The sequence below is a fragment of the Pseudomonas sp. NPDC087336 genome (assembly GCF_044744285.1).
Lineage (GTDB): Bacteria > Pseudomonadota > Gammaproteobacteria > Pseudomonadales > Pseudomonadaceae > Aquipseudomonas.
Genome location: NZ_JBIUYA010000015.1, coordinates 109,523 through 130,484 on the forward strand (window position 1 = coordinate 109,523; position 20,962 = coordinate 130,484).

General features: G+C 60.3%; 17 protein-coding genes and 1 pseudogene. 13 read left to right on the forward strand and 5 right to left on the reverse strand.

Annotated elements, in window-relative coordinates:
• Positions 1 to 102: 102 nt before the first annotated feature.
• The gene (gene xdhB, locus ACIO0C_RS16975; protein WP_401313912.1) at positions 103 to 2,502 is read right to left on the reverse strand and encodes a xanthine dehydrogenase molybdopterin binding subunit; all 2,400 of its coding nucleotides are present in this window, start codon (positions 2,500 to 2,502) and stop codon (positions 103 to 105) included.
• Positions 2,495 to 3,949, reverse strand: a complete 1,455-nt coding sequence (gene xdhA, locus ACIO0C_RS16980) for a xanthine dehydrogenase small subunit (RefSeq protein WP_401313913.1) — start codon at positions 3,947 to 3,949, stop codon at positions 2,495 to 2,497. Before xdhA ends, xdhB begins: the two co-directional genes overlap by 8 nt.
• 266 nt (positions 3,950 to 4,215) lie before the next feature.
• Between xdhA and ACIO0C_RS16985 the strand changes: the two genes are divergently transcribed.
• The 9 genes from ACIO0C_RS16985 (at position 4,216) to ACIO0C_RS17025 (ending at position 15,937) form a co-directional block, all read left to right on the forward strand.
• Complete coding sequence (locus ACIO0C_RS16985; RefSeq protein ID WP_401313915.1) at positions 4,216 to 4,875, forward strand: GntR family transcriptional regulator; 660 nt, start codon at positions 4,216 to 4,218, stop codon at positions 4,873 to 4,875.
• A 2-nt stretch (positions 4,876 to 4,877) separates the two neighbouring features.
• Positions 4,878 to 8,366, forward strand: a complete 3,489-nt coding sequence (smc, locus tag ACIO0C_RS16990) for a chromosome segregation protein SMC (RefSeq protein WP_401313917.1) — start codon at positions 4,878 to 4,880, stop codon at positions 8,364 to 8,366.
• Positions 8,367 to 8,621: 255 nt separating this feature from the next.
• On the forward strand, positions 8,622 to 9,467 hold the full coding sequence (gene zipA / locus ACIO0C_RS16995) for a cell division protein ZipA (protein WP_401313919.1): 846 nt from the start codon (positions 8,622 to 8,624) through the stop codon (positions 9,465 to 9,467).
• 164 nt (positions 9,468 to 9,631) lie between these two features.
• A complete protein-coding gene (gene ligA, locus ACIO0C_RS17000; protein ID WP_401313921.1) occupies positions 9,632 to 11,989 on the forward strand; it encodes an NAD-dependent DNA ligase LigA in 2,358 nt (785 codons plus the stop codon).
• 82 nt (positions 11,990 to 12,071) lie between these two features.
• Positions 12,072 to 13,235 carry a putative zinc-binding metallopeptidase gene (locus ACIO0C_RS17005; protein ID WP_401313923.1) on the forward strand — a complete coding sequence of 388 codons (1,164 nt, stop codon included), beginning with the start codon at positions 12,072 to 12,074 and terminating at the stop codon, positions 13,233 to 13,235.
• 88 nt (positions 13,236 to 13,323) lie between these two features.
• Complete coding sequence (locus ACIO0C_RS17010; protein WP_401313924.1) at positions 13,324 to 13,632, forward strand: PepSY domain-containing protein; 309 nt, start codon at positions 13,324 to 13,326, stop codon at positions 13,630 to 13,632.
• Positions 13,632 to 13,955, forward strand: a complete 324-nt coding sequence (locus tag ACIO0C_RS17015; protein ID WP_401313926.1) for a PepSY domain-containing protein — start codon at positions 13,632 to 13,634, stop codon at positions 13,953 to 13,955. The genes ACIO0C_RS17010 and ACIO0C_RS17015 overlap by 1 nt, the downstream gene beginning before the upstream one ends.
• A gap of 3 nt (positions 13,956 to 13,958) precedes the next feature.
• Entirely contained in the window at positions 13,959 to 14,627 is a 669-nt protein-coding gene (locus ACIO0C_RS17020; protein ID WP_401313928.1) for a response regulator transcription factor, read from the forward strand.
• Positions 14,624 to 15,937, forward strand: a complete 1,314-nt coding sequence (locus ACIO0C_RS17025; protein ID WP_401313930.1) for a sensor histidine kinase — start codon at positions 14,624 to 14,626, stop codon at positions 15,935 to 15,937. The genes ACIO0C_RS17020 and ACIO0C_RS17025 overlap by 4 nt, the downstream gene beginning before the upstream one ends.
• A gap of 12 nt (positions 15,938 to 15,949) precedes the next feature.
• Here ACIO0C_RS17025 and dusA read toward each other — a convergent pair whose 3' ends face one another.
• On the reverse strand, positions 15,950 to 16,945 hold the full coding sequence (dusA, locus tag ACIO0C_RS17030) for a tRNA dihydrouridine(20/20a) synthase DusA (RefSeq protein WP_401313932.1): 996 nt from the start codon (positions 16,943 to 16,945) through the stop codon (positions 15,950 to 15,952).
• 563 nt (positions 16,946 to 17,508) lie between these two features.
• Between dusA and ACIO0C_RS17035 the strand changes: the two genes are divergently transcribed.
• Both ACIO0C_RS17035 and ACIO0C_RS17040 read left to right on the forward strand, forming a co-directional pair.
• Positions 17,509 to 17,754, forward strand: coding sequence for a type II toxin-antitoxin system Phd/YefM family antitoxin (locus tag ACIO0C_RS17035; protein ID WP_401313933.1), 246 nt, complete (start codon positions 17,509 to 17,511; stop codon positions 17,752 to 17,754).
• Positions 17,744 to 18,020 (forward strand): annotated as a pseudogene (locus tag ACIO0C_RS17040) (type II toxin-antitoxin system RelE/ParE family toxin). Before ACIO0C_RS17035 ends, ACIO0C_RS17040 begins: the two are co-directional and overlap by 11 nt.
• Before the next feature lie 376 nt (positions 18,021 to 18,396).
• Here ACIO0C_RS17040 and ACIO0C_RS17045 read toward each other — a convergent pair.
• Positions 18,397 to 18,852, reverse strand: coding sequence for an Hsp20 family protein (locus ACIO0C_RS17045; protein ID WP_401313934.1), 456 nt, complete (start codon positions 18,850 to 18,852; stop codon positions 18,397 to 18,399).
• Positions 18,853 to 19,162: 310 nt separating this feature from the next.
• Here ACIO0C_RS17045 and ACIO0C_RS17050 point away from each other — a divergent pair, with 310 nt between their 5' ends.
• Together ACIO0C_RS17050 and ACIO0C_RS17055 are read left to right on the forward strand one after the other, a co-directional pair.
• Complete coding sequence (locus ACIO0C_RS17050) at positions 19,163 to 19,408, forward strand: DUF6429 family protein (protein ID WP_401313993.1); 246 nt, start codon at positions 19,163 to 19,165, stop codon at positions 19,406 to 19,408.
• A 395-nt stretch (positions 19,409 to 19,803) separates the two neighbouring features.
• Positions 19,804 to 20,022 carry a hypothetical protein gene (locus ACIO0C_RS17055; RefSeq protein ID WP_401313936.1) on the forward strand — a complete coding sequence of 73 codons (219 nt, stop codon included), beginning with the start codon at positions 19,804 to 19,806 and terminating at the stop codon, positions 20,020 to 20,022.
• A gap of 46 nt (positions 20,023 to 20,068) precedes the next feature.
• On the opposite strand, the gene ACIO0C_RS17060 is transcribed toward ACIO0C_RS17055, so the two are convergent.
• Entirely contained in the window at positions 20,069 to 20,617 is a 549-nt protein-coding gene (locus tag ACIO0C_RS17060) for an RNA polymerase factor sigma-70 (RefSeq protein WP_020795936.1), read from the reverse strand.
• Positions 20,618 to 20,962: the final 345 nt, after the last annotated feature.

Here is a 20,962-nt window from a genome sequence, read left to right on the forward strand (position 1 = left end):
CGCTGGCAAGCCAGGTCCCACAGGATTTGTGTGAATCCAAATTCTATGGACACCACAAAACACTGTGGGAGCTGGCTTGCCAGCGATGGCCGCGCCTCGGTCTTAGAGCGAAGCCAGCTCGCTTTCGGTCTCAACAGCCTTCGCCACCTTCAACTGGCGCATTTGCTCACAGCCCCACAACACCCGCTCCGGGGTCGCCGGTGCGTCGATTTTCGGTTGATGCTTGTAGTCGCCCAGGCTGGCCACCGCGTCCTTGATCGCGCACCAGGCGGCGATGCCGAGCATGAACGGCGGCTCGCCCACGGCCTTGGAATGGAACACCGTGTCTTCCGGGTTCTTGCGGTTTTCCACCAGCTTGACCCGCAGGTCCAGCGGCATGTCCGCCACGGCCGGGATCTTGTAGCTGGCCGGGCCGTTGGTCATCAGCTTGCCCTTGTTGTTCCACACCAGCTCTTCCATGGTCAGCCAACCCATGCCCTGGATGAACCCACCCTCGACCTGGCCGATGTCGATGGCCGGATTCAGCGAGGCGCCGACGTCGTGGAGGATGTCGGTGCGCAGCATTTTGTACTCGCCGGTCAGGGTGTCGATGATCACCTCGCAGCAGGCGGCACCGAAGGCGAAGTAGTAGAACGGACGTCCCCGGGCCTGGCTGCGGTCGTAGTAGATTTTCGGGGTCTTGTAGAACCCGGTGCTCGACAGCGATACCTGGGCGAAGTAGGCCTGCTGGATCAGTGCCTCGAAGGTCAGGATGTGATCGCGAACCCGCACGTGACCGTTGTGGAACTCCACGTCTTCTTCGCTGACCTTGTAGTGCCTTGCAGCGAATTCGATCAGGCGTTTCTTGATGGTTTCAGCGGCGTTCTGAGCCGCTTTACCGTTCAAGTCCGCACCGCTGGACGCTGCCGTCGGCGAGGTGTTCGGTACTTTGTCGGTGTTGGTCGCGGTGATCTGCACGCGGTCCATTTCCACCTGGAATACCTCGGCCACCACTTGCGCGACCTTGGTGTTCAGGCCCTGGCCCATCTCGGTGCCACCATGGTTGAGGTGGATGCTGCCGTCGGTGTACACGTGCACCAAGGCACCGGACTGGTTGAGGAAGCTGGCGGTGAAGGAGATCCCGAATTTCACCGGGGTCAGCGCCAGGCCTTTTTTCAGGATCGGGCTGTTGGCGTTGTAGCGACGGATCGCTTCGCGGCGCTCGGCGTACTGGCTGCTTGCTTCCAGTTCGGCGGTCATTTCCTCGAGCATGTTGTGCTCGACGGTCTGGTAGTAATGGGTGACGTTGCGCTCGGTCTTGCCGTAGTAGTTGGCCTTGCGAACCGCCAGTGGATCCAGGCCCAGGTGACGGGCGATAGCGTCCATCACTTCCTCGATGGCGACCATGCCTTGCGGGCCGCCGAAACCACGGTAGGCGGTGTTCGACGCGGTGTTGGTCTTGCAGCGATGACCGTTGACGGTCGCGTCGCCCAGGTAATACGAGTTGTCCGAGTGGAACATCGCGCGGTCGACGATCGACGCCGACAGGTCCGGCGAACAGCCGCAGTTGCCGGCCAGTTCCAGGTTGATGCCGTGCAGGCGGCCGGTGCTGTCGAAGCCCACGTCGTATTCGACATAGAACGGGTGACGCTTGCCGGTCATCAGCATGTCTTCGACACGCGGCAGGCGCATCTTGGTTGGCTGGCCGGTGAGGTGCGCAATGACCGCACACAGGCACGCCGGGCTGGCCGCCTGGGTTTCCTTGCCGCCAAAACCGCCACCCATGCGGCGCATGTCGACGACGATCTTGTTCATCGACACGTCCAGCACTTCGGCCACCAGCTTCTGCACTTCGGTGGGGTTCTGGGTCGAGCAATAGACGATCATGCCGCCGTCTTCGGTGGGCATCACCGAGGAAATCTGGGTTTCCAGGTAGAAGTGTTCCTGGCCGCCGATGTGCAGGGTGCCTTGAATGCGATGCTCGGCGGTGGCCAGCGCCGTGGCTGAATCGCCACGCTGGTGCGTGTGACTGTCGAGCACGAAGTGGCGCTTGCGCAGGGCTTCGACCACGTCCAGCACTGGCTCCAGGTCTTCGTATTCGATGATCGCGGCCATCGCCGCCTTGCGTGCGGTTTCCAGGTCCTTGGCGGCGACGGCCACCACCGGTTGACCGACGAACTGCACGGTGTCGATCGCCAGCAGCGGATCGCCCGGCAGCAACGGGCCAATGTCCTTCAGGCCCGGCACGTCCTCGTGGGTAATGGCGATGCGTACACCTTCGAAGGCATAGCAGGGCGAGGTGTCGATGCTGATGATCCGGGCGTGGGCACGGTCCGACATGCGGGCGTACACGTGCAGCTGGTTCGGAAACTCCAGGCGATCGTCGATGTATTGCGCTTCACCGGACACATGCTTGGCGGCGCTGTCGTGCTTGACGCTGCGGCCGACACCGGTGGTCAGGTCCTTGGCGAACAGTTCAGCCAGTTCGGCCTGGGTCTTCTCTACGGCGTGATGGTTAGACATAAGCGGTCACCCGAGTCTCGATGTGCGGCGTTTGCAGTTCGATGAAGTATTTGCGCAGCAGGTTCTGCGCGCTGAGCAGGCGATATTCCTTACTGGCGCGGAAGTCCGACAGCGGTGTGAAATCTTCGGCCAGGGCCGCGCAGGCGCGTTCAACGGTGGCGCTGTTGAAGGGCGAACCGATCAACGCGGTTTCGCAACTGTTGGCGCGTTTTGGAATGGCCGCCATGCCACCGAAGGCCACGCGGGCATCGGCGATCACACCGTTTTCCAGGCGCAGGTTGAATGCCGCGCACACGGCAGAAATGTCATCGTCCAGGCGCTTGGACACCTTGTAGGCGCGGAACAACTGTTCGACGCTGGCGCGCGGCACGATGATCTTCTCGATGAACTCGCTTTCCTGGCGCGCAGTGACGCGGTAATCGATGAAGTAATCTTCCAGGGCCAGGGTACGGCGGGTTTCACCCTTGCACAGGACAATCTGCGCACCCAGGGCAATCAGCAGGGGAGGCGAGTCACCGATGGGCGAGGCGTTGCCGATGTTGCCGCCCAGGGTGCCCTGGTTGCGAATCTGCAATGAGGCGAAGCGCTGCAGCAGTTCGCCGAAGTCCGGGTACTCGGTCTTCAGGGCCTCGTAGCAGTCGGAGAGGGCGGTGGCGGCGCCGATTTCCAGGCGGTCGTCGAAGCGTTCGATGCGCTTCATTTCGGCGACGTTGCCGACGTAGATCATTACCGGCAGGGTGCGGTGGAACTGGGTCACTTCCAGCGCCAGGTCGGTGCCGCCGGCCAGCAGGCGGGCCTGTGGATAAGCGTCGTAGAGGTCGGCCAGGTCGGCCACGGTCAATGGCACCAGGCAACGCTTGTCACCGCTGTTGAGTTCGCCGATATCGCTCGGCGCGATGGCCTTGAGCCGGGCGATGGTCTGGGCTTCGTTGGCATCGAACTGATCCGGCTGTTTAGCGCAGCAGGACTGCTCGGCAGCTTCCAGGATCGGCCGATAGCCGGTGCAGCGGCAGAGGTTGCCGGCCAGGGCTTCGTGGGCTTTGTGTTGATCCGGTGCATCGCTGTTCTTTTGCAGGGCAAACAACGACATCACGAAACCTGGGGTGCAGAACCCGCATTGCGAGCCGTGGCACTCGACCATGGCCTTCTGCACGCTGTGCAACTCGCCCTTGTGCTTGAGGTCTTCAACGCTGATCAGTTGCTTGCCGTGCAAAGACGACACGAAGGTCAGGCACGAGTTGAGGCTGCGGTAGCGAATGTGTTCGCGGCCTTCGTCATCGGTCTGCAATTCGCCGACGACCACGGTGCACGCGCCACAGTCGCCGCTGGCGCAGCCTTCTTTGGTACCGGGTTTGCCCACATGGTCGCGCAGATAATTGAGCACGGTCAGGTTCGGGTCCAGGGCGTGCTCGCTACGGAGTTCCTGGTTGAGTAAAAACTGGATCACGGAAGGCCTCGCAGACTCATTATTGTTGTTAACCGATATGAACCGAATTTAGCAGGTCTGACTTTTCGGTCAATGATTTTCTGACTTAAAGGTCAGGAAAATGCATTTTGTCGACTAACCTGGCTTTTCTTCATTATTGACCCTCGATCAACAGCCTGCTTTTTGCTTGAATCGTGCCAAAAACCACCCGGTGGGCCCTGCGCCATGACGTATCAATTGCGCTACACTGCGCCGCTTGTGCAAATCGAAGAGTTTGAAGGACAACCATGACGTTCAAGGCGCCGGACAGCCTCGCCGAGCAAATCGCGCATCACCTCGCCGAACGCATCATTCGCGGCGAAATGAAGCCCGGGGAGCGCATCCAGGAACAGAAGGTCACGCAGGCACTTGACGTCAGCCGCGGCTCGGTCCGCGAGGCATTGCTGATTCTCGAGCGCCGGCACCTGATCGCCATCCTGCCGCGACGTGGCGCCCACGTCACCGAACTCACCGCGCACAAGGTCAAGAGCCTGTGCACGCTGATGAGCGAGATGTACATCCTGCTCGCCAATGCCGTGGCCACTGGCTGGAAAGTCCAGGCCGACCTGGCGCCGTTCGTGCAGATCCAGCAGCGCCTGACGGCTAGCTATGCGCGCCAGGACATCCATGCCTTCGTCGACGACAGTTTCAACGTGATGCGCGCCACGTATCCGTTCGCCAACAATCCGTACCTGCAGGAAACCGTCGAGAACCTGCAGCCGGCCATGAGCCGTGCGTATTTCCTCGCTCTGGAGCAACGCAAGGCCTCGATGAGCGAATACCTGGAGCTGTTCGAACGCTTGCTCGCCGCCGTGATCGCCCGTGATTTTCCACTGATCCGCGAAGTGCTGACCGCTTATGGCCAGCGCAGTTGCGATCTGGTGATCTCTGCCCTGACGGACGCATAAGCGTGCGGCTAAAGTGCATCAAGCTGGCGGGGTTCAAGTCCTTCGTCGACCCGACCACAGTGAACTTCCCCAGTAACATGGCGGCGGTGGTGGGGCCCAATGGTTGTGGCAAGTCGAACATCATCGACGCCGTACGCTGGGTGATGGGCGAGAGTTCGGCGAAGAACCTGCGCGGCGAGTCGATGACCGACGTCATCTTCAACGGCTCCACCAGCCGCAAGCCTGTGAGCCAGGCGAGCATCGAGCTGGTGTTCGATAACTCCGACGGCACACTGCTCGGTGAATACGCCGCCTATGCGGAAATTTCCATTCGCCGCAAAGTGACCCGCGACAGCCAGACTACTTATTACCTCAACGGCACCAAATGCCGTCGCCGCGACATCACCGATATCTTCCTCGGTACCGGCCTGGGCCCGCGCAGCTACTCGATTATCGAGCAGGGGATGATCTCCAAGCTGATCGAGTCCAAGCCCGAAGACTTGCGCAACTTCATCGAAGAGGCGGCGGGGATCTCCAAGTACAAGGAGCGTCGGCGCGAAACCGAAAACCGCATCCGCCGCACCCACGAAAACCTGGAGCGCCTGACCGACCTGCGCGAAGAGCTCGAACGTCAGCTCGAACGCTTGCACCGCCAGGCCGAAGCGGCCAAGAAGTACCAGGAATTCAAAGGCGAGGAGCGCCAGCTCAAGGCGCAACTGTCGGCCCTGCGCTGGCAGGACCTGAACGATCAGGTCGGCCAGCGCGAAGCGATCATCGGCACCCAGGAAATCAGTTTCGAAGCCCTGGTGGCCGAACAACGCAATGCAGACGCCAGCATCGAACGCTTGCGCGACGGCCATCACGACCTCTCCGAGCGCTTCAATCTGGTGCAGGGGCGCTTCTATTCGGTCGGCGGCGACATCGCCCGGGTCGAGCAGAGCATCCAGCACGGCCAGCAGCGCTTGCGCCAATTGCAGGACGATTTGAAGGAAGCCGAGCGTGCGCGCCTGGAGACCGAATCGCACCTGGGCCACGACCGCACGCTGTTGCTGACCCTTGGCGAAGAGCTGGACATGCTCACGCCGGAGCAGGAAGTCACCAGCGCCGCCGCCGAAGAGGCCGCCGCCGCGCTGGAGGAATCCGAAACCACCATGCACGGCTGGCAGGAGCAGTGGGACACGTTCAACCTCAGCGCCGCCGAGCCACGGCGCCAGTCGGAAGTCCAGCAATCGCGGATCCAGCAGCTGGAAACCAGCCTGGAACGCCTGGCCGATCGGCAGAAACGTCTTGGCGAGGAACGCGCCTTGCTTTCGGCAGATCCGGAAGACGCAGCGATCCTGGAACTGAGCGAGCAGCTTGAAGCGAGTGAAGCGACCCTTGAAGACTTGCAAGCCAGCGAAGAAGCCCAGGTCGAACGTCTGGAGCAATTGCGCCAGCAATTGCAGCAAGCGCTGACGGCACAGCAACAGGCCCAGGGCGATTTGCAGCGTCTCAACGGAAGACTTGCCTCCCTGGAAGCCCTGCAACAGGCCGCGCTCAACCCGGGCACCGGCACCGCCGAATGGTTGCGTGAGCAGCATTTGGCGGATCGCCCGCGCCTGGCTGAAGGGCTGAAGGTTGAAGCAGGTTGGGAACTGGCGGTGGAAACCGTGCTCGGCGCCGATCTGCAAGCGGTGCTGGTGGATGACTTCAACGACTTTGACCTGTCCAGCTTTACCCAGGGCGATCTACGCTTGCTCAGCCCGGCCAGCGATGGCCAGCGAGTGCCCGGCAGCTTGCTTGACAAGGTCGAGGCGCAGATCGATCTGTCGCCGTGGCTGGGCCAGGTCAAGCCGGTAGACAGCCTCGAGCAAGCGCTGGCCTTGCGTGGTCAGTTGGCCGTCGGCCAGAGCTTGATCAGCCGCGACGGATACTGGGTCGGTCGGCACTTTCTGCGTGTGCGCCGTGCCAGTGAAGCGGAAAGCGGCATGCTCGCCCGTGGCCAGGAAATCCAGAAGCTGGGCCTTGAGCGCGAGGAGCGCGAAGCGGCGGTCGAGACCCTGGAAACCGAATTGCAAAACCTGCGGGCGCAACAGCGCCAGCAGGAAAACGGTCGCGAACACTTGCGTCGTTTGCTGCAAGACGAAGCCCGCCAGCAAGGCGAGTTGAAAGCCCAGCTGTCGGCCGGCAAAGCCAAGGCCGAGCAGTTGGCCCTGCGGCGCACGCGTCTTGATGAAGAAATCGAGGAGTTGGGCGAACAACGCGCCCTGGAACACGAAAACATCGGCGAAGCGCGTCTGCACCTGCAGGAAGCCCTCGACGCCATGGCCCTGGACACCGAGCAGCGCGAGCTGCTGCTGGCCCAGCGCGACAGCTTGCGCGAACGGCTTGACCGGGTACGCCAGGAAGCCCGCCAGCACAAGGATCACGCCCATCAACTGGCGGTGCGCCTGGGCTCGCTGCGGGCCCAGCATGACTCGACGCGCCAGGCCCTGGAGCGCCTGGAAATGCAGGCCGAACGCCTGACGGAAAAACGCGAGCAACTGAGCCTCAACCTGGAGGAGGGCGAGGCGCCGCTGGAAGAGTTGCGCCTGAAGCTCGAAGAACTGCTCGACAAGCGCATGACCGTCGACGAAGAGCTCAAGACCGCGCAGATCGCCCTGGAAGACGCCGACCGCGAACTGCGTGATGCCGAAAAACGCCGCAACCAGGCCGAACAGCAGTCCCAGCTGATACGCGGCCAGCTCGAAAACCAGCGCATGGAATGGCAAGCCCTGACCGTGCGGCGCAAGGCGTTGCAGGACCAGTTGCTCGAAGACGGCTACGACCTGCACGGCGTGCTGGCCACGCTGACCGCCGAGGCCAGCGAGAAAGCCGCCGAGGAAGAACTCGAGCGCATTGGCGCGCGGATCCAGCGCCTGGGCGCGATCAACCTCGCGGCCATCGATGAATACCAGCAACAATCGGAGCGTAAACGTTATCTCGACGCCCAGAACGACGATCTGGTCGAAGCGCTCGACACGCTCGAGAACGTGATTCGCAAGATCGACAAGGAAACCCGAAACCGTTTCAAAGATACCTTTGATCAGATCAATGGCGGTTTACAGGCACTTTTCCCAAAAGTTTTCGGTGGAGGGCGCGCGTATTTGGAACTGACGGGCGAAGATCTACTCGATACAGGGGTGACGATCATGGCGCAGCCGCCCGGAAAGAAGAACAGCACCATCCATTTGCTCTCCGGTGGCGAAAAAGCCCTGACTGCATTGGCCCTGGTTTTTGCGATCTTCAAGTTGAACCCGGCGCCGTTCTGCATGCTCGATGAAGTGGACGCGCCATTGGATGACGCCAACGTTGGACGCTATGCACGTCTGGTCAAGGAGATGTCGCAGACGGTGCAGTTCATCTATATCACCCACAACAAGATCGCCATGGAAATGGCCGAGCAATTGATGGGGGTGACGATGCACGAACCGGGATGCTCGCGTCTGGTGGCGGTGGATGTCGAGGAGGCCATGGCGATGGTGGATGCCTGAAACAGGGGTTTCAGGGGAGGGGGGGTAGCGATGGTACGCGATTTGCCATGCCGACTTGCTGGCCAATCGACATATTCGAGGGACCAGCGTGCCAGACGGTGTAAAGTTGCCTTTGGTCGTGCTAGTTTAATGTCAATTTTTCGTATACGTGGGTAAAACGCCTGTCAGAACATAGAGTTGGCGCCACGTTTTAAAGCGGTTTACAGAATGTAAGCCCCTTATTTTTCAGCATTTTTTATAGAGGCACGGGATTACATGGAAATCGGTCTGCGCGAGTGGCTGATCGTCATCGGCATTATTGTCATTGCCGGTATTCTTTTCGATGGCTGGCGCCGTATGCGCGGCGGCAAGGGAAAACTGAAATTCCGTCTCGACCGGAGCCTGTCCAATCTGCCCGACGAGGACACCAGCCCCGAGCTGTTGGGCCCGTCTCGCGTCCTGGATACGCACAAGGAACCGCAACTGGACGAGCAGGACCTGCCGTCGGTGAGCATGCCGGCCCGCGATTCGGGCTCCAAGCGCGGCAAGCGTGGCCATGGCGAGCCTTCCCAGGGCGACATGAACCTTAGCCTCGACCTGGACGGCGGCCCGAGCTTCAGCAGCCGTGACGACGATTTCCCGGATGACACCAAGGTAGCGCCTGCGGTCAGTGACAAGGAACAGCCGCAAGCCGAAGAAGTGCTGGTCATCAGCGTGATCTGCCGCGACCCGGTCGGCTTCAAAGGCCCGGCGCTGCTGCAGAACATTCTCGAAAGCGGCCTGCGTTTCGGCGAAATGGATATCTTCCACCGCCACGAAAGCATGGCGGGCAATGGCGAAGTGCTGTTCTCCATGGCCAACGCGGTCAAGCCTGGCGTCTTCGACCTGGACGACATCGACCACTTCAGCACCCCGGCCGTGAGCTTCTTCCTCGGCTTGCCAGGCCCGCGTCATCCCAAGCAGGCCTTCGACGTGATGGTGGCTGCGGCGCGTAAATTGTCACAAGAGTTGAACGGCGAGCTGAAGGACGACCAGCGCAGCGTACTGACCGCCCAGACGATTGAGCACTACCGTCAACGCATCGTTGAATTCGAACGTCGCGCCCTGACCCAAAAACGTTAAAACCAGCAGCGTGTGGCGACTTCCACACCCTGTAGGATCCCGGCTTGCCGGCGAAGGCGATTTCAAATACGCCTTCGCCGGCAAGCCGGGCTCCTACAATGAATCTGCGCCGCATCGAAGATTGAGCAGCCTCGGCTGCTCTTTTGCTTTATGAGAGACCACCCATGACTGCCGCCCAAGACCGCATTCTAGAGCTACGCGCCGAGCTGGATCTGCACAACTATCGCTATCACGTGCTGGACGAGCCGAGCATCCCGGACGCCGAGTACGACCGGTTGTTCAACGAGCTCAAGGCCCTCGAAGCGGCCCATCCCGACCTGGTCACCAGCGACTCGCCAACCCAGCGAGTCGGCAGCGCGGCACTGTCGGCGTTCACCCAGGTGCGCCACGAAGTGCCGATGCTCAGCCTGGGCAACGCCTTCGAAGAAACCGACATGCGCGAGTTCGACCGTCGGGTGACCGAGGGCCTGGACCTGCCGGCCGGAGACCTGTTCGGCGCAGGCGCGGCGGTGGAATACAGCTGTGAGCCCAAGCTCGATGGCCTGGCGGTCAGCCTGCTTTATCAGGACGGCATGCTGGTGCGCGGGGCCACACGCGGCGACGGCACCACGGGCGAAGACATCAGCGTCAACGTGCGCACCGTGCGCAACATCCCGCTCAAGCTGCACGGCACCGGCTGGCCGGCGACCCTGGAAGTGCGCGGCGAAGTGTTCATGTCCAAGGCCGGTTTCGAGCGGCTCAACGCCACGCAACTGGAAGTCGGTGGCAAGACCTTCGCCAACCCGCGCAATGCCGCGGCAGGCAGCCTGCGCCAGCTGGATTCGAAGATCACCGCCAACCGTCCGCTGGAATTCTGCTGCTACGGCATAGGCCAGGTGTCTGCGGACATCGCCGACACGCACATCGGCAATCTGCAGCAGCTCAAGGCCTGGGGCATGCCGATCAGCCACGAGCTGAAGCTGGCGAACGGCATCGACGAGTGCCTGGATTACTACCGCGACATTGGCGAGCGCCGCAATGCCTTGCCCTATGAAATCGACGGCGTGGTGTTCAAGGTCAACAGCATCGCGTCCCAGCGTGAACTGGGCTTCCGCGCCCGCGAACCGCGTTGGGCCATCGCCCATAAATTCCCGGCCATGGAAGAACTCACCGAGTTGCTCGACGTGGAATTCCAGGTCGGTCGCACCGGCGCGGTGACGCCGGTGGCGCGCCTCAGGCCGGTCAAGGTAGCCGGGGTCACCGTGGCCAATGCAACACTGCATAACATGGACGAAGTGGCGCGCCTGGGCCTGATGATCGGCGACACGGTGATCATTCGCCGCGCCGGCGACGTGATTCCGCAAGTGGTGCAGGTGGTTACCGAGCGTCGCCCGGAATACGCCCGGCCGGTGCAGATCCCGCAGCAGTGCCCGGTGTGCGGCTCCCACGTCGAGCGTACGCAACTGGTCAAGCGCAGCAAGGGCCGCGAGACCGTCAGCGAAGGCGCGGTATATCGCTGTGTCGGTCGCCTGGCCTGCGGTGCACAACTCAAGCAGGCGATCATTCACTTCGTCTCCCGTCGGGCCATGGACATCGAAGGCCTGGGCGACAAGAGCGTAGAACAGCTGGTCGACGAAGGGCTGGTGAGCTCGCCGGCCGACCTGTACGCCCTGAAGTTTGAAGACATCGTCGACCTGGAAGGCTTCGCCGAGCTGTCGAGCAACAAGCTGCTCAGTGCCATCGCCGACAGCAAGAAACCGGGCCTGGCGCGCTTCATCTACGCCCTGGGGATTCCCGATGTCGGCGAAGAGACGGCCAAAGTGCTGGCGCGTTCCCTGGGTTCGCTGGAACGGGTCCAAGCGGCCTTGCCGCAAGTGCTGACCTACCTGCCGGACGTCGGCCTGGAAGTGGCCCACGAAATCCACAGCTTCTTCGAAGACGCGCACAACCAGCAGGTGATTACCGAACTGCTCAACCACGGTTTGCAGATTCAGGACCAGGGTGAGCTGGGCGCCGAGTTTGCCGCCAGCACCACCCTGGGCGGCTTCCTCGACAAGTTGCACATCCCGTCGGTAGGGCCGGGCGGGGCGCAGAAACTGGCAGACAAGTTCGGCTCGCTGCAAGCGGTGATCAGCGCCGACTGGCTGGACATGCGCCAGGCGCTGCCCGAGAAGCAAGCCACCTCGGTGCGCGAGTTTTTCGCTGTCGAGGCCAATCGCCAACTGGCCGAGGCTGCCGAGAAGCAACTGTCCGATTTCGGCATGCACTGGCTCAGCGAGAAAAAAGTCGTCGAAGGCCTGCCGCTGGCCGGCCAGACCTGGGTGCTCACAGGTTCCCTGGAATTGATGAGCCGCGACGTGGCCAAGGACAAACTCGAAAGCCTCGGTGCCAAGGTCGCAGGTTCCGTCTCGGCCAAGACCCATTGCGTGGTCGCAGGCCCGGGGGCGGGGTCGAAGCTGACCAAGGCCAACGAGCTGGGGTTGAAGGTGCTGGATGAAGAGACGTTCGTCGAGTTCCTGAAAACGCACGGTATTGCGGTCTAAATGATCGTTCCCACGCAGAGCGTGGGAACGATCTTCGCTCGACAATGATCTAGTCTTGGCAAGCCCCAGGGAGAGATCGCTCATGTACCGCTTCTTCGAACAGCTCACTTCGCGCATCGCTGCCCCCTTCATCGGCGAAAGCTCGCGCAATAGCAAGATCTGGCCCTGTCGTTGCGGGCAGTCGCTGTTCTTTCGCAACAGCCAATGCCTGGCCTGTTCCGCAGCCCTGGGTTATCAACCGCAGCAAAGTCACTTGTCCTCCCTGCAACCGGGCGTACAGCCCGACACCTGGCTGCTCGATGCCGATCCCGGCGCGGGCCTGTTCCGTCGCTGCGCCAACCTCGATTCCCCGGCCGCGTGTAATTGGCTGCTGCCGGCCAATGACCACGATGCGCTGTGCATCGCCTGTAGCCTGAACCGCACCATTCCCGACTTATCCATCGCCGAAAACCACGAGCGCTGGCGCAAGGTGGAAACCGCCAAGCGCCGACTGATCGCGCAGTTGCTCAGCCTCGGGTTGCCGGTCATCCCGAAAACCCAGGACGAAGAAACCGGCCTGGCTTTCGATTTCATCGGCGTCGATCTCGAAGGCAAGGCACCGACCACCGGCCACGCCAACGGCCTGATCACCCTCGACATCAAGGAAGCCGACGACGCCCACCGCGAAAAGGTGCGGGTGCAAATGCACGAACACTACCGCACCTTGCTCGGGCATTTGCGTCACGAAGTCGGGCACTACTACTGGGATCGCTTGATTGCCGACAGCGACTGGCTGGAACCCTTTCGCGGCCTGTTCGGCGATGAACGCGGAAGCTACGCCGAGGCCCTGGAGCGGCATTACCAGCAAGGCGCGCCGCTCGACTGGCAGCAACATTACGTCAGCGCCTACGCCACCATGCACCCTTGGGAAGACTGGGCCGAAACCTGGGCCCACTACCTGCACATGATGGACGCCGTCGACACCGCGCTCGGGTTTGGCATGAGCGCCCGGGAAATGGACCTCGACTATCAACCCTTTCCCCCCAGCACCCTCTACGATCCGCAGCACCCCGGCGGCACCGCGTTCCTGTCATTCGTCAATGCGTGGATCGAACTGGCCGGAATGCTCAACGAGCTGTCGCGCAGCATGGGTCAGCCGGATTTCTACCCTTTCGTGCTGCCGCCAGCGGTGATCGCCAAACTGCACTTCATCCACCTGGTGATCCAACGCGAGGGCGGCAGGGCGGATGAGGTACTGGCGCAATAGTTGTACATGATGGCAATTCAGTTTCAGTTAAGTTCGTTTCGCTAAGGTGACCCCCGTAGGCAACACATAAAAGAATACGGAGACACCCATGAAATCCTTCACTGCCCTGTTCGTCGCATCCCTCATCGGCCTGACCGCCAGCCTCGCCCACGCACGCGACCTCGGCCCCGACGAAGCCCTGAGACTGCGCGACGCTGGTACCATTGTGTCTTTCGAGAAGCTCAATGCCGCAGCGTTAGCCAAGCACCCAGGCTCCACCGTCACCGAAACCGCACTGGAAGAAGAGTACGGCAAGTACATCTACCAGATTGAACTGCGCGACCCGCAGGGCCTCGAGTGGGACCTGGAACTGGACGCGGTCAGCGGGCAGATTCTCAAGGATCATCAGGACACGTAATGACGCTGCAATCCTTTTCCCATCGACGCGCCAGCGGCCGCCTGGCGCTGGCGCTGCTGGTTTTTTGCTCGGTGGTCATGGCCCGCGACCTCGACCAGGACGAGGCCCTGCGCCTGCGCCAACAGGGTGTGATCCTGCCGCTCGAGCAGCTTCTGCAAAAAGCGCTGGATCGTTATCCGGGCGCCAAGCTGCTGGAAGCCGAGCTCGAAGAGAAGCACGACGTCTACATTTATGAGGTCGAATTGCTGACCACCGAAGGTGTGGTACGCGAACTGGACATCGACGCCACCACAGGCCATTTACTCAAAGACAAGGAAGATTGACCGATGCGTTTGCTCCTGGTGGAAGACCACGTGCCGCTGGCCGACGAACTGGTGGCCGGCCTCAATCGCCAAGGCTATGCCGTGGACTGGCTGGCCGACGGTCGCGACGCGGTGTACCAGGGCAGCACCGAACCCTACGACCTGATCATCCTCGACCTTGGCCTGCCGGGGTTGCCGGGGCTTGAGGTGTTGACCCAGTGGCGTGCCGGAGGTCTCGCGACGCCGGTGCTGATCCTCACCGCCCGCGGTTCCTGGGCCGAGCGCATCGAAGGCCTCAAGGCCGGCGCCGACGACTACCTGACCAAGCCTTTCCACCCCGAAGAACTGCACCTGCGCATCCAGTCCCTGTTACGCCGCTCCCACGGCCAGGTCAATCAACCGACCCTGAAGGCGGCCGGGCTGCAACTGGATGAGGGGCGCCAGTGCGTCACCCGCGACGGCACCGACATCCAGCTCACGGCCGCCGAGTTTCGCCTGTTGCGCTACTTCATGCTGCACCCGGAACAGATCCTGTCCAAAAGCCACCTGGCCGAACACCTCTACGACGGTGAAACCGAGCGCGATTCGAACGTGCTGGAAGTGCATGTCAATCACCTGCGGCGCAAACTCGGGCGCAGCGTGATCGAAACCCGTCGCGGTCAGGGTTACCTGCTGGGTGGGCAAGCCCGGTGAGGTCGATCCAGCGCCGTTTGAGCCTGGGCCTGATCAGCGTGATGGTGATCGTCGGCCTGGTGTTGGCGCAAACCAGCCTGTGGCTGTTCGAAGTGGGATTGCAGCGCTACCTCGAAGCCGGGTTGCGCAACGACAGCGAAAACCTGTTGATAGCGCTGGTGCGCGGCCCCCAGGGTTTGCAACTGGATGAGCGGCTGTTATCGCCGGCTTATCAGCGGCCGTTTTCCGGCCACTATTTCCGTATCGATTTTGCCGACAGCCATTGGCGTTCGCGTTCACTGTGGGACCAGGAACTGCCACACCTCGAGCGCCCGGGCCTGGAGAGCAACCTGCAACTGGGCCCGGAAGGCCAGCAGTTGCTGGTGCTGCGTTCCGACTATCGGCGCCTGGGCCAGTCGATTTCCATCAGCGTGGCGCAGGACTACACCCCGGTGCGCGAGAGCTTCAAGCGCATGCAACAGATCGGCCTCGGCCTGGGGCTGGCAGGCTTGCTGCTGATCCTGCTGCTGCAACGGATCACCGTGCGGCGCGCCTTGCGCCCGCTGGAAAAGGCGCGGGAACAGATCGCTCAACTGCAACAGGGCCAACGCTCGCAACTCGACGATCAAGTGCCGATCGAGCTGGAACCGCTGGTGACCCAGATCAACCATTTGCTGGCCCACACCGAAGACAGCCTCAAGCGCTCGCGCAATGCCCTGGGCAACCTCGGCCATGCCCTGAAAACCCCGTTGGCGGTGTTGTTGAGCCTGGCCTCCAGCGAGCAACTCGACGCCCACCCGCAACTGCGCCAGGTCCTCAAGGACCAACTGGAACAGGTCCGTCTACGACTCAATCGCGAACTCAACCGCGCCCGCCTGGCCGGCGACGCCTTGCCGGGGGCCTTGTTCGATTGCGACGCCGAACTGCCGGGATTGCTCGCCACCCTGAACATGATTCACGGCGAACACCTGCACCTCAGCTATGTCGCGCCCACTGGCCTGCAATTGCCCTGGGACCGCGAGGACCTGCTGGAACTGCTCGGCAACCTGTTGGACAACGCCTGCAAATGGGCGGACGCCGAAGTGCGCCTGAGCGTGGTCGAAACCGCGCAAGCCTACGAACTAAATGTGGAAGACGACGGCCCGGGGATCCCCCAGGACCAGCGCGATCAGGTATTCAGCCGCGGCACGCGCCTGGATGAACAGACCGACGGACATGGCCTGGGCCTGGGCATCGTGCGCGACATTGTCGACAGCTGGGGCGGGCAGTTGCTGCTGCACGAAAGCGAGTGGGGCGGCTTGAAAGTAACCATCGACTTGCCCAAACGCTGAAACAAGGGGCGATCAACGCCCCTCAAGCAACCCGGCCGCCTGATCCAGCAAGGCCAGCGGATCCTTCGCCTTGTGGATATCCACCGACAGCAACTGGCGAAACTTGCGCGCCCCCGGAAACCCGGTGCCCAGCCCCAGCACATGGCGAGTGATATGGTGCATCGCCCCCCCGGCTTCCAGGTGCGCAGCGATATAAGGCCGCAACTGCGCCAACGCCTCGGCGCGGGTGATCACCGGCGCCGTGCTGCCAAACAACTGCTGATCCACCTCGGCCATCACATAGGGATTGTGATAAGCCTCACGCCCGAGCATCACACCGTCGAACGTCTGCAAATGCTCATGACAGGCTTCCAGGCTCTTGATCCCGCCGTTGAGAATAATCTCCAGCTCCGGAAAATCCGCCTTCAACCGCGCGGCCACGTCATACCGCAGCGGCGGAATATCGCGGTTCTCCTTCGGCGACAACCCCTCCAGAATCGCGATCCGCGCATGCACGGTAAAACTGGTGCAACCGGCATCACGCACCGTACCAACGAAATCGCACAGCTCTTCATAACTGTCACGCCCGTTGATCCCGATCCGATGCTTCACCGTCACCGGAATCGACACCGCATCGCGCATCGCCTTCACACAATCGGCCACCAACTGCGGATGCCCCATCAGGCACGCCCCGATCATATTGTTCTGCACCCTGTCGCTGGGGCAGCCCACATTCAAATTCACCTCATCGTACCCATGCTCCTGCGCCATCCGCGCACACGCCGCCAAGTCCAGCGGCACACTGCCACCCAACTGCAACGCCAACGGATGCTCGGCCTCGTTGTGCCGCAGGAACCGCTCGTGATCGCCGTTGAGCAAGGCACCGGTGGTGACCATTTCGGTGTAGAGCAGGGTGTGCTTGGAGAGCAGGCGCAGGAAGAAACGGCAGTGACGGTCGGTCCAGTCCATCATCGGGGCGACGGAAAAACGGCGGGAGAGCGGGGCGGGTGTGGCGTGGGATACGGACATTGGGGATCTGGAATCGGTGAGGCTGGGAGGTGGGGGAGTTTATCAGGAATGGGAGTTTGGTGAGTCTTGCGCCTTCTAAATCCATTGGAAACGCCGTAATTGGTGATGTTTTCAACGGTTGTAGATCGCGTATTTCAAAACACTCAGTGTTACTTCGCACCGGCTACAACACCTTGCGTGGTTCATTAGCGTCTGACGGTGAGTGAGCTTATGAGGCTTCTATTTGAAGGCGATCACAGTAAGGCTTAATGCGAGTACTGCCAGCAGGTTGTCACCACGACTTATGCCCGCCGCGATGCGCCCTTCAGCGATGGCCACGGCGAGGCGAAGAACATTTTGGCTGGGCTTTGTGACGTATGTGACACGATCGTTGCAATTCCGGCTCAATCTACACCGGCTCTCAAATGCACGGGAAAGCACCAATTGACCTCTGGGAAGGTGACGAGAAAAGTGGGAAAAGAGGGCCGGGGCGGAACAGGGGGCGACAGCCTCAGCATCCACATTCGAGGTTGCTGAAAATGATAATTTAGACCAATATAAAGACCTAATTTGGAGTCTTAATCATGCAGCGTGTATTGGCCGATATTGCTGTCAGCGTATCTGAACTGAAAAAAAATCCTTCGGCAGTGCTGAGTGGCGCCCATGGCAGCCCGGTCGCCGTCCTTAACCATAATCGTGTCATGGGCTACATGGTCCCTGCCGATGTCTTCGAAGCGATGATGGAGCGGCTGGACGATCTGGATCTGGCGGAGCTGGTCCGCGCTCGCCGCCACGAAACGCCCGTGCCGGTAGAACTGGATGACTTATAAGCTCGAATTCCTGCCTTCGGCACGCGGGACAAATTGGGCCATACCTTGCGCGACCAACTCAAAAAAAACTCGCCGAACGATTGGAGAATCCCAGAGTGCCAGCGGATGCGCTGCACGGGATGCCGGACTGCTACAAGATCAAGTTGAAATCGTCCGGATACAGGTTGGTGTATGAGGTTATTGAAGCGCGCGTCGTGGTTTCGGTGGTTGCAGTAGGGAAGCGGGAGCGTAGTGCGGTGTATGAGCGTGCGAAGAAGCCTCGTTGAGCGGCTGCGGTAGGTTCAGCAAACGGGGGTGTCAGTAATTTTGTGTTCGGGCATAACATGAGTAAGAGGTGCATGTATGCCAACCAAAAAGAAAACCGCGTTGCGAGAGCTGCCGAAAATCCCGAAAGAGCTGCTCGAGCAATTAGCGGAAAAGGGGACCGGAAAAGGGGACGGATTTATTTTTTCAATTTAAAAATAAATTCGCCCCCTTTTTGTTGCCCGTCTTATTGATGATTGGAGAGGCTACACAACAAGCGCTGCCAGGCGACGACCTTCAGCTTTCGTCGTTTGTCAAAATAAGGTGGCCACCCGCCCTTAAAGCAGGGCGCTTGGTCGCAAAAAAAAGGCGCTCCGTAGAGCGCCTCGTTTGCTGCTGTCAGTTGATTTGTTTCAGATCAGACTTGCCCGGGCCATCGATGTTGATGCGCCGGGGCTTGGCTTCCTCGGGTACAACCCGCAGCAGATCTATGCTCAACAATCCATTGGACAACGATGCATTTTGAACCTCAATGTGATCCGCTAATCGGAAAGACAGACGAAATGCACGTTGAGCGATTCCCTGATGAAGGTAAATCGCCTCCTTATCGCTCTCTCGCTTGCCACCGACGATGGTCAAAACTTCCTTTTCGACTTGAATGTCCAGATCCTCCTCAGATAAACCCGCCACAGCTATGACGATTCGATAGTGATCATCGCCATGCTTCTCGACGTTATGAGGTGGATAGGTAGTCGAGGCCGCCTCGCTGCGTAGCGCGGATTCAAAAAGGTCGTTGAAACGATCAAAGCCTACCGACTGACGGAACAGTGGGGCTAACGAAACGGTAGTAGCCATTGCTAAATCTCCTGAGTTTTCTCCAAGTGATTTATGCCGCGACCCGGTTTCGGCATCGCGTACAAAAATATATAGCGACGTCAGAAAAACGATTCAAGAAGCACCAAAATGATTTTTTCTTCTCAAATGGCGGGGCCGCTAAAAAGTTGTTTATATGCGGATGGATCATTCAGAAAGCGCCGATCGGTATCCAGGCGAAATGCTGGACTGAACGGGTCAAGTAATTCTGGACACCAGTTTCGGTTTTCACGCTGCCAGTTTCTCGTGACGCCCGGGCTTTCCTTGACCAGGCAGGAGTTACCCCGTGAATATGATGTACTGCGACGGCTACACCGCCCTTTTGACAACCTTCAGTTCCGACGACGGCAATGCCTGGAAAAGGTTCGACTTCGAGACCATGAACCGATTGCATGAACAGGGTTTCATCAGCAATCCGGTAAACAAGAACAAATCGATCTGGTTGACGGAAGAAGGGCTGGAGCGAGGTCCTCAGATAGCCGACCGGTTGTTTGGGGTGAGAGCTCAAGGGGAGCCTGCTTCCAACCCTGAGACCTGACTGCAAACTACGCTCACGCAGGCTAAACAAGGTCATCTTCATCGTCCCGCAGGTGGCGATACCAACCATACAGCGCCAAGGCAAGGATGGCGAAGATGATGGCTATGAGGAGGATGGCTATGTAACGCATTTTACTCAGTGCCTTCGGCGTGAGTGTCTGGTTGGAATGCGTCCTTGCCGGTGAGCGAATGTAAGCTCCCGGAAAACAGCTGTCTTTAATACATAAGTTTGGGGGACGGGTAGCGGTTGGACGGACGCCGGGAGAGTTGTGCGCAAAACCACCGATCCTGAACGAACCCTGTCACTCATCCAGGTTTCATTATAGGCGACGGGTCAGCGGCCTAGGATGAAGGTGTCGGCTCAAATCAACGCGCCTCCCCACAGGAATCTGAAAAATGATCTCAACCCAAATCAAAGTCGCGCTAATCGCCAGCGCTTTGCTGTTGAGTGCCTGTTCGGGAACGAGTACCCACAGCTGTTATTCCGAAGACTGCCAGCCGTCTGCTGGTTTTACCCCAAGCCACAGCAGCACCCCCGGCAAACTGAATTTCCAGGGCAGTGCACTTGGCAGCAGTTTCAGCGAATACAGCTCAGGTTTGCTGCAGGGCGACTGATTCGTCGCGAATTTCAGAATGGCTTTCTTGATCGGGCGATCAAGCCTCAACGCTGGGCAAACGTATCCCCCCGACTCCCCGACACCTTCCGGCAATGCACCAGCGCATCGCGAATCATGAAGTTCACCAGCGTCGGTGACACCCCCAACTCCTTGGCAATGTCCTTCTGCGGTACGCCATGCAGACGGTACATCTCAAACGCATAACGCGTCCGGCTCGGCAGTTCGGTCAATGCGTCGGCGATGTTTTCCAGGGTGGAGAAGTTGATGTGCGAGGTTTCCGGGGAGGCGCCCTGGATGACCACGTTGAGACCTTCTTCTTCAGGGCCGGAGTATTTCTGTTCCAGGGCCTGCTTGCGGTAGTGGTCGATGGCCAGGTTGCGCACGATCTGGAACAGGTAGCTGAGCTGTGCCTTGAAGGAGGAGGTGATGTTCGGCGCCGATTGCAGGCGGAAGAACGCGTCTTGCACCACATCTTCAGCGCGCGAGCGGCAGCCGGTGATGCGGGCTGCAATCTTGACCAGTATCAGTCGATTGTCGACGAAGGCTTGAAGTAGCGGCGAATCGCACCTGCTTGTGGACGCTTGTTCCGTCATTGGAAATCACCTTGCTGCCAATAGGTTAGTGGGACGACAAGAAGGCCGGGGCCGCCCTACACATCGAGCGACAAATTATGTTGAATGATAATGATTGTCAATTGAGAAAGAGAAGTAATGCGCCTGAAAAGTGCAGAGTGAGAACTGCGACACGCTGTCGCGCCACGGCCTGCTTGGTGCGCAAGGCTGTCGACTAATTATTTGCCAAGGTCATCCGTTCTCATTGGTGAATGGCTCCGGGCTGCAGCTCCGGACGCCACAGCATTGCCAATGCCTTGCGCGGTCGGCGAAGACCGCGTCCTGCATGCCCCCCGATGGGGCGTGACGTTACAACACCGATTCCAA

Bases quoted from the DNA above. Each gene is read 5' to 3' on its own strand.
- dusA (WP_401313932.1), bottom strand. From the start codon at position 16,945: ATGTCCGTATCCCACGCCACACCCGCCCCGCTCTCCCGCCGTTTTTCC.
- ACIO0C_RS17015 (WP_401313926.1), top strand. From the start codon at position 13,632: ATGACGCTGCAATCCTTTTCCCATCGACGCGCCAGCGGCCGCCTGGCG.
- ACIO0C_RS17035 (WP_401313933.1), top strand. From the start codon at position 17,509: ATGCAGCGTGTATTGGCCGATATTGCTGTCAGCGTATCTGAACTGAAA.
- ACIO0C_RS17010 (WP_401313924.1), top strand. From the start codon at position 13,324: ATGAAATCCTTCACTGCCCTGTTCGTCGCATCCCTCATCGGCCTGACC.
- ACIO0C_RS16985 (WP_401313915.1), top strand. From the start codon at position 4,216: ATGACGTTCAAGGCGCCGGACAGCCTCGCCGAGCAAATCGCGCATCAC.
- ACIO0C_RS17045 (WP_401313934.1), bottom strand. From the start codon at position 18,852: ATGGCTACTACCGTTTCGTTAGCCCCACTGTTCCGTCAGTCGGTAGGC.
- ACIO0C_RS17060 (WP_020795936.1), bottom strand. From the start codon at position 20,617: ATGACGGAACAAGCGTCCACAAGCAGGTGCGATTCGCCGCTACTTCAA.
- ligA (WP_401313921.1), top strand. From the start codon at position 9,632: ATGACTGCCGCCCAAGACCGCATTCTAGAGCTACGCGCCGAGCTGGAT.
- ACIO0C_RS17005 (WP_401313923.1), top strand. From the start codon at position 12,072: ATGTACCGCTTCTTCGAACAGCTCACTTCGCGCATCGCTGCCCCCTTC.
- ACIO0C_RS17055 (WP_401313936.1), top strand. From the start codon at position 19,804: ATGATCTCAACCCAAATCAAAGTCGCGCTAATCGCCAGCGCTTTGCTG.
- ACIO0C_RS17050 (WP_401313993.1), top strand. From the start codon at position 19,163: ATGATGTACTGCGACGGCTACACCGCCCTTTTGACAACCTTCAGTTCC.
- xdhB (WP_401313912.1), bottom strand. From the start codon at position 2,502: ATGTCTAACCATCACGCCGTAGAGAAGACCCAGGCCGAACTGGCTGAA.
- zipA (WP_401313919.1), top strand. From the start codon at position 8,622: ATGGAAATCGGTCTGCGCGAGTGGCTGATCGTCATCGGCATTATTGTC.
- ACIO0C_RS17020 (WP_401313928.1), top strand. From the start codon at position 13,959: ATGCGTTTGCTCCTGGTGGAAGACCACGTGCCGCTGGCCGACGAACTG.